Genomic DNA, 8,201 nt, shown 5'->3' with positions numbered 1-8,201 from the left:
CGGGCGACCTCGCGCAGGTGACGGCGTTTGATCGCCTCCGACAATGCGGTCTCGGCAAAGGTCTTGACCAGCGCGATCTGCTGCTCGATCTGTTCCAGATAGGTCAGTTCGGCGGCCAGCTTGTCGAAGCGTGCGTCCGGCAGCGCCGGCAACTGCTCGAGACTTGCCGTGAAGAGCGCAATCAGCACAGCATCGAGCCGATCGTTCTTGGCCCGCTTGAGCCGGCTCTTGGCGAAGAAACGCAGTTGCGCCGGCTGCAGACGCGCCGCCGGCCGCTTGCCGGCCCGCAGATGCGCCAGCAGCCGCCATTCATAGCCGCCAGAGCCGATGCGGCTGACGTCATGCTCTTGAAGAAAGGCGTCAAGCACCTTCAAGCCGTCGGTGTCGTAAGTGACCCTCAGCCTTGCCTTGCTGGGATGGAGGGCGATGTCGAGATGGCTTTTGCCGACATCGATTCCGGCACAGATCATGTTATTATCGGTCATCTTCGTCGTCCCTGTCTTGGATACGAACCCCAAGGTTCCTGCAACCACACGGGCCAGATGAAGAGCCGGTTGCGATCCTGCTCCCCACAGCCCCAAAACGGCTAAGAAGGTGACGATCCGACAACCAGCTGCCGGGCGGGCGGCCACCCGCCCGGCAAGCATCAATATCCTACATTTTTCTCATCCAAGAAGGTGGCCCGAAGGGTCGGATGAGGGGGCTGCACGGCACGCCCTCTCATCGTCATTCTTGTGACGTGCACAGCCAGAACGCCAATCAAAAAATCGTCGTCCAGCCCTCGTTCGCGGTCTCGCTCTTGCCGTAACCGACGCGGTCGGCGACTGCTCCGTCGGTGTTGCGCAGGATGATGTCGCCGCCGCGATTGGCGAGCTGCGGGCCGTCGGCGGCGACGTTGAGGGCTATGGTGCGCAGTTCGCCTGCGGCAAGCGTTCCCGACAGCGTCTGCGTCCGGCCGTTTTCGTCCTCCAGCTTCCAGCCGTTGAGCGATACCGCACACATTTGCGCGACATGCCTGTCTTTCGCCCTGCAATGGCTGGCTTGCCGTCCGGCGCTATCGCTGGAAATGCGGGCCGAAAAGCTCGAGATCGGCTTCGCCGAGCCGGTCGCTCGCCGTGTTCAGCTGATGCCAGTAAGGATAGATCACCGGCGGCAGGCTTACGGCGTCGAGGCGCTTGCGCTCCTCTCCGGTGAGCTTCAGCTCGGCGGCGGCGATGTTGTCCCGGAACTGGGCCTCTGTGCGCCCGCCGATGATGACCGAGGTGACTGCCTTGCGGCCGATCAGCCAGGCGAGCGCAACTCGAGCGGCCGAAACGCCGCGCTCTTCGCCGATCGCGACCAGCGTCTCGACGATGTTCCAGAGGCGGTTTTCGTCGCGGATCGGCGGTTCGGTCCAGCCGGCGAACTGGCGCGTGCCTTCGGGAGCGGCCTGGTTGCGGCGGTGTTTGCCGGAAAGCAGGCCGCCGGCAAGCGGGCTCCAGACCAGCACGCCGAGGCCCTGATCGATCGAGATCGGCAGCAGCTCGTATTCGGCGTCGCGCGCTTCGAGCGTGTAATGGATCTGCTGGCTGACGAAGCGCTGGTAGCGGTGCTCGTTGGCAATGCCGAGCGCCTTCATGATGTGCCAGCCGGAATAGTTCGAGCAGCCGACATAACGCACCTTGCCCTGCCGGATCAGCGTGTCGAGCGCTTCCATCGTCTCTTCGAGCGGCGTCTGGCCGTCCCATTCATGCACCTGGTAGAGGTCGATGACATCGGTCTTCAGGCGCTTGAGGCTCGCCTCGCACTCGCGGATCAGGTGGTAGCGCGACAGCCCGCGGTCGTTCGGGCCGTCGCCCATGCCGAAGCGGGCCTTGGTGGCGAGCAGCACGCCCTGTGGCCGCTTGCCGGCGAGCGCCTCGCCGATGATGTTTTCACATTCGCCTGAGGAATAGACGTTGGCGGTGTCGATCAGATTGATGCCGGCATCGATGCAGATGTCGATCATCTTCTTCGCCTCGGAGACGCCGAGGTCGCCGACCATCTTCGCCCAGCCGACGCCGCCGAAGGTCATCGTGCCCATGGTCAAAGTCGAAATCTTCAGGCCGGAACGGCCGAGCAGACGATATTCCATTGAAACTCCTCCTTCATCGAAATGCGATTGACGTAACGCATAGCGGGGGAATGGCAAGAGCAGGTTTATGCTTGGGTGAAAACCGCTCATGCCTGATGCTGTCCGGTTAAAGACCCCGCCCCAAACCCTCCCCGCAAGGGGGAGGGGCTTAAACCGCCGCACCCGCAAAATCTTTGATCTTTCGGGAGGAGCGAGACGATGCCCCCAAGTTAGTCCCTCCCCCTTGTGGGAGGGGTTGGGGAGGGGTTTTTGTCGCCGGACGCAGGGCCTCACGATGAAAGCCTTACGTTCCGTTACTGCTGCGCGAGGATAATCAACCGGTCGGCTTCGATGAAAGCCAGGAGATCCGATGTTGCAGGATTGACGACGACGCGGTGAGGCCGCCTCGGGTCAGCTCGCTTCCTTGTCCTTCTTGTGAATATTGTCGCGGAGCGAAGCGATCGTATCGCGAATCTTGCTCACGGTCTCGGCGTCGAGACCGACGGCTGTGCCGATGCAGTCGAACACATGAGCGGCGCGGTTCTTGAGGGCCTGTCCCTTCGGCGGCAGGCGCAGGAGCACCTGGCGCTCATCGGCAGGGTTTCGATTGCGGGTGACGAGGCCGACATTTTCCAGCCGCTTCAAGAGCGGGGTGAGGGTGCTGGAATCGAGGAAAAGCGTTTCGCCGAGATCCTTCACCGTGCGGTCATCTCGCGCCCACAGGGCGGTCATGACAAGGAATTGCGGATAGGTCAGATCCAGCTCATCGAGCAGCGGGCGGTAAAGCTGGTTGAAGGCGTGGCCTGCCGAATAGATTGAAAAGCAGAGCATTTCCTCGATCTTCGGCACGCCGGCGAGATCATTCGTTAGGGTGTCTTTCATAACGCTCTCCTCTTGCCTCAATATAATTTGTGCGCGATCTCTTTGCAAGCCATTGACGCGCGGTGCGCTGCCGTCTATTTAGATAGTGTACAAAGAAATCGCTTGCAAACTACATGTCGAAGGGAATGCAGCTTGTGACTCCCGGTTCGACTCCCCTTGAAAAACCGACGAAAGGAAATGATCGATGTTCAAGTTTGCTGCTGTCGCCGCCCTGGTGGGCGCTCTTCTTTCCGGTGCTGCCGTCGCTCAGCCGGCCAAGCCGACCGTCGTCCTCGTCCATGGCGCCTTTGCCGATTCATCCAGCTGGAACGGCGTCATCGAAATCCTGCGCAAGGACGGCTTCCCGGTCGTGGCCGCCGCCAATCCGCTGCGCAGCGTGTCGGGCGACGTCGCCTATGTTTCCGACGTCGTCGGCAGCGTCGCCGGCCCGGTTGTGCTCGTCGGCCATTCCTATGGCGGACAGGTGATCTCGACCGCCGCGAACGGCCATGACAACGTCAAGTCCCTGGTTTATGTAGCCGCCTTCGCGCCGGAGGCCGGGGAATCGGTCGCCGATCTCGCCGGCAAGTTTCCCGGTGGCACGCTGAGCGGAGCGCTTGCGGCTCCGGTGAAACTCAGCGCAGGCGGCGTCGATCTCTCTATCGATCAGGCCAAGTTCCATGACCAGTTCGCCAGCGACGTGCCGGCCGAACAGGCGGCCCTGATGGCGGCGGCCCAGCGACCGGTCACGGAAGCGGCCCTAACTGAAAAATCCGGTGAGCCCGCCTGGAAGAAGCTGCCGTCATGGTTTGTCTACGGCACCGGCGACAAGAACATCCCGGCCGCGGCCCTTGGCTTCATGGCCGAGAGGGCAGGGTCCAAGCGGACCGTCGTGGTCGAGGGCGCGTCCCACGTCGTGATGGTTTCGCAGCCGCAGAAGGTGGCGGAGCTCATCGAAGAGGCAGCGAAGTAACGTTTCTCGGAAAGGCGAAGGCAACGCAGTGGTTTCAGGGCGCACAGCAGCCGCTGCGTCCTGTCACATCTCTGTCAACGACCCCTAATAAGGGAGGGGTGACGCAATTCCCGAGGATCCCTCCCATGAGGACGATCGTTTCCGCCGCTGCTCTTCTCGCCGCGAGCCTCTTTGCCGTGCCGGCTTCGGCTGCAAATCTCGTTCTCTACACCAGCCAGCCGAACGAAGACGCGCAGGCGACGGTCGATGGCTTCATGGCCGCCAATCCCGATATCAAGGTCGACTGGGTGCGCGACGGCACGCCGAAGATCATCGCCAAGCTGCAGGCCGAGATCCAGGCCGGCAATCCGGTCGCCGACCTTCTCCTCATCGCCGACATGGTGACGCTGGAGCGCCTCAAGGAAGACGGCAAGCTGCTGGCCTACAAGTCGCCGGAAGCCGCAAGGTACGATGCCAGCCTCTATGACGCCGACGGCTACTATTATTCGACCAAGCTGATCACGACAGGCATCATGTACAACACCTCAGCGGCGATGAAGCCGACGAGCTGGAAGGACCTGACGAAGCCGGAAGCCAAGGGCCTCGTCACCATGCCGAGCCCGCTCGCTTCGGGTGCTGCGCTCATTCACGCCCAGACGCTGGCCGCCGTTCCCGGCCTCGGCTGGGATTTCTACAAGGCTCTTGCCGAAAACGGCGCGATCGCCGCCGGCGGCAACGGCGCCGTCCTGAAATCGGTTGCCTCGGGCGAGAAGGCTTACGGCATGGTCGTCGATTACCTGCCGATCCGCGAGAAGACCAAGGGCGCGCCCGTCGAGTTCGTCTTCCCGAGCGAAGGCGTTTCGGCCGTGACCGAGCCAGTCGGCATTCTCGCCAGCACCAAGAATGCCGAGGCCGCGAAGAAGTTCGTCGATTACGTGCTCTCGGAAAAGGGCCAGGAAGGCTTCCTGAAGCTCGGCTACATCCCGGCCCGCAATGGCACGAAGCTGCCGGAAGGTTTCCCGGCGCGTGATGCCATCAAGGTCCTGCCGATCAAGGCGGCCGAAGCGCTCAAGAATACCGACCAGGATCTGAAGACCTTCTCGGACATTTACGGCTCGAACTGATCCTTTCATGCAGGGATATGCAAGACCAGGAAGCAGCCAGCCCGCCTGGCTGTTTCCTTTTATCGTCAGCATGGTACTTATCCTCAGCGTGCTGCCGCTCGCCCGTCTCGCCATGGTCGGTATCGCGGCCTTCGCCAGTGGCGGCGTCATCGATGTGCTGAGCGAGCCGTCGCTCTGGCAGGCCACCTATTACACCATCGTCACCGCGGTTTTGGGCACGATCATCTCGCTTGCCATCGGCTGCCTCTTCGCCTTCCTGCTGACACTGACCGATCTTCCCGGCAAAGGGCCGCTCAGCTTTTTTTTCGTGCTGCCGATGATGATCCCGCCACAGGTGACCGCGCTCGCCTGGGTGCAGATGTCGGGTCCGTCGAGCCCGCTGCTAAAGGCGCTGTATGTCGCGCCGCCGCTGGGCTCGCCGCAGCCGCTCTATTCCATAGGCGGCATCGCGCTGCTCTATGGCGTGCAGCATGCACCGCTGGTCTATCTGGCGCTGCGCGCCGGGCTGATGACGCTGCCGCGTGACGGCGTCGAGGCCGCGCGGCTTTCCGGCGCCTCGAGTCTCGGGGTGTTCCGCGATATCATCCTGCCGCTTTCTCTGCCCGGCATTATCGCAGGGGCGGCGATCTCCTTCGTCTCCTGCACCGGCAATTTCGGCATTCCAGCCATTCTCGGCATCCCGGCCTCGATCTATACGCTGCCGACGCTCATCTTCACCAAATTCTCAGCCTTCACCAGCCGCACCTTCGGCGATGTCGCCGTGCTCTCGGGCATCATCGCGATGATCTCGGTCGCAGGGCTGATGGTCCAGGACCGGGCGCTCAGAGGCCGGGACTATCGCGTCATCGGCCTGTCAGGGGCAAGTGCCGCTTTTCAGCTCGGCGCCTGGCGCTTCCTTGGTACGCCGCTTCTCTGGGCGATCCTGTTCTTCATGCTGGCAGCACCCTTCTTCGCGCTCGTCGCCGGTGCGCTGGTGCCGGCCTATGGCGTGCCGCTCGCCTTCAAGACCATGTCGCTGCATGCCTTCCAGGAGATCCTGTTCCGGCAGGCGGTGACGCGCACGGCCTTTATCAATTCGCTGTCGCTTGCCGGCGCCACGGCACTTGGTCTGCTTGTGGTGACGGTGCTTGCAGCCTATGCGCTGGCGCGGCGGAGAGACATGGCGTCGCGCATCGTCGCCAGCCTGATCGAAATACCCTATTCACTGCCGGGCATCGTCATGGCGGTCGCCTTCATCCTGGTTTTCGCGGCGCCGATCCCGGTCCTCAACGTCTCGCTCTACGGCACGATCTGGATCATCCTGATCGCCTATTTCTCCTCCTTCTTCGCCGTCAGCCTGAAACCCGTGGTCAGCGCCTTCCACCAGCTCGATCCGGCGCTGGAGGAGGCCGCGCGGCTTTCCGGCGCCGGCTTTTTCCGCCGGCTTTTCGATATCATCGTGCCGCTGATTGCGCCCGCTGCCGGCGCTTCCGTCATCCTCGTCTTCCTGATCGCCTGCAACGAGCTGACGATCTCGGCGCTGCTCTGGTCGGCCGGCACCCAGACGCTCGGGGTCGCGATCTACAATCTCGATGACAGCGGCAGTTCCGGCCTTGCTTCGGCGCTCTCGGTCCTCGTCGTCCTCATGGTCGTCGTCATGATGCTGCTTCTGGAACTCCTGGCGAAACGCCTGCCGAAAGGGGTCGTCCCATGGCGAAGCTGATCCTCAACCGGGTGGCCAAGGATTTCGGCACCGGTCGCGCCGCCGTCAGCGATTTCTCGCTCGATGTGCGCGAAGGCGGTTTCCTGGCCCTGCTCGGGTCTTCCGGCTGCGGCAAGACGACGGTGCTGCGGATGATCGCCGGTTTCGAGACGCCCTCCGACGGCTCGATCCATCTCGGCGAGCGGCTGCTGGCCGATCCCGCCCAATCGCTGCCGCCGGAGAAGCGTAACATGGCGATGGTCTTCCAGTCCTATGCGCTCTGGCCGCATATGAGCGTTGCCGACAATGTCGGCTATCCCCTCAAGGTCCGCGGCATCTCGGGCGAGGCCTACCGGGCGAAGGTCGGCGAGGCGCTTTCCACCGTTCGGCTCGCCGATTACGCCCTGCGCCGGCCGGCCGATCTCTCCGGGGGCCAGCGTCAGCGCGTGGCGCTCGCCCGCTGCCTGGTGACATCACCCGATGTCGTGTTGCTCGACGAGCCGCTCGCCAATCTCGACCGGCATCTGAAACAGGAGATGGAAGAGACTTTCCGCGATTTCCACCAGCGCTCGGGCGCGACGATCATCTACGTCACCCACGATCAGAGCGAGGCGATGGCGCTGGCGACCGACGTCGCCGTCGTGTCCGAAGGACGCCTGCTGCAGGTGGCGCCGCCGGCCGAAATCTACGCCCGGCCGGAAGGGCGCATCGTCGGCGGGCTGATCGGGCGTGGTGCGATCGTCACGCTGCCTGTCATGGGCGGCGAACGCCATCTGGAGTGGGACGAGCTGCAGGATGCGCTCCAGGCGGCAAACACCGATGGCGCCGATATTCTGGTGCGGCCGGAAGATGTGATCATCGGCGGCGAGGGCGCCCTTGCGACCGTCGAATCCGTGCTTTTCGAGGGCGAACGTTACGCCGTGAAACTGATGCTCGGCAACGGCCAGACGTTGCGCGCCTATAGCCGTGTCTTCGTCGAGGTCGGCGAGACGATACGCATCGTCATCCGCTCCGGGTGGCGGCTGTGATGGAGGAAGGCCTGGCTTCTGCGGTGATCCGGTTGAAGCTCAACAATATAGGGTTGAAAGTTCCCAGGATCTTCTTTCGAATCGCCAAGTGGTTGAATATTTTCCAGCTCCGAACTAGAGCAGATCCTGCGATCGATGAATCGCTTGCGAAGTAACGGCGCAGGTCGAAGCTGATTCAAGATCCACTTTGGAGCTGCGGATGATGGCACGGTCTTGAGCGACGACCTTCGATCGCGGGTATTGAAACATAGGCTCCAGTGGCAGCGAGAAACGCTGAGACTCAATTTCAATGTGAGCGGGGGATAAGATTGCGATATATGGGCATTATTCTGAGTGTTGTAACGGCTCTAGCTGTGAGCTTTCGGGAGGTTGTCCATTCGGAGCGGATCGAGGAGACTGGAGCTACCACATCTCGAGTCGGAGGGATCGCCGCGAATGAACATTCATAAGAATGCCCGACTGA

The 8,201-nt window shown here is 62.5% G+C and carries 7 protein-coding genes and 1 pseudogene; 4 read left to right on the top strand and 4 right to left on the bottom strand.

All coding sequences use genetic code 11. From position 1 onward, the window contains the following. The 4 genes and pseudogenes from QWJ46_RS30545 to QWJ46_RS30530 form a co-directional block, all read right to left on the bottom strand. The coding region (locus tag QWJ46_RS30545; protein WP_302756259.1) for a transposase at nucleotides 1-485 on the bottom strand (485 nt) is incomplete at its 3' end. Between the two features lie 274 nt (nucleotides 486-759). Continuing rightward, a pseudogene (locus tag QWJ46_RS30540) lies at nucleotides 760-990 on the bottom strand (DUF2278 domain-containing protein); the annotation flags it as partial. 64 nt (nucleotides 991-1,054) lie between these two features. Beyond that, the gene (locus QWJ46_RS30535) at nucleotides 1,055-2,113 is read right to left on the bottom strand and encodes an aldo/keto reductase (protein ID WP_302756257.1); all 1,059 of its coding nucleotides are present in this window, start codon (nucleotides 2,111-2,113) and stop codon (nucleotides 1,055-1,057) included. Between the two features lie 390 nt (nucleotides 2,114-2,503). After that, entirely contained in the window at nucleotides 2,504-2,974 is a 471-nt protein-coding gene (locus QWJ46_RS30530; RefSeq protein ID WP_302756256.1) for a MarR family winged helix-turn-helix transcriptional regulator, read from the bottom strand. 184 nt (nucleotides 2,975-3,158) lie between these two features. Here QWJ46_RS30530 and QWJ46_RS30525 point away from each other — a divergent pair, with 184 nt between their 5' ends. From QWJ46_RS30525 to QWJ46_RS30510, 4 genes are all read left to right on the top strand, one after another. Continuing rightward, nucleotides 3,159-3,926, top strand: a complete 768-nt coding sequence (locus tag QWJ46_RS30525; RefSeq protein WP_302756254.1) for an alpha/beta fold hydrolase — start codon at nucleotides 3,159-3,161, stop codon at nucleotides 3,924-3,926. Nucleotides 3,927-4,051: 125 nt separating this feature from the next. Continuing rightward, nucleotides 4,052-5,029 carry an ABC transporter substrate-binding protein gene (locus QWJ46_RS30520; RefSeq protein ID WP_302756252.1) on the top strand — a complete coding sequence of 326 codons (978 nt, stop codon included), beginning with the start codon at nucleotides 4,052-4,054 and terminating at the stop codon, nucleotides 5,027-5,029. A gap of 7 nt (nucleotides 5,030-5,036) precedes the next feature. Continuing rightward, nucleotides 5,037-6,731, top strand: a complete 1,695-nt coding sequence (locus tag QWJ46_RS30515) for an iron ABC transporter permease (protein WP_302756250.1) — start codon at nucleotides 5,037-5,039, stop codon at nucleotides 6,729-6,731. Beyond that, nucleotides 6,719-7,738, top strand: coding sequence for an ABC transporter ATP-binding protein (locus QWJ46_RS30510; protein WP_302756248.1), 1,020 nt, complete (start codon nucleotides 6,719-6,721; stop codon nucleotides 7,736-7,738). The genes QWJ46_RS30515 and QWJ46_RS30510 overlap by 13 nt, the downstream gene beginning before the upstream one ends. Nucleotides 7,739-8,201: the final 463 nt, after the last annotated feature.

The sequence above is a fragment of the Rhizobium sp. CBN3 genome, assembly GCF_030518245.1.
Lineage (GTDB): Bacteria > Pseudomonadota > Alphaproteobacteria > Rhizobiales > Rhizobiaceae > Rhizobium > Rhizobium aethiopicum_A.
Note: the sequence above shows the minus strand (reverse complement) of the source record. Positions and strands in the feature narration are given on the sequence as shown.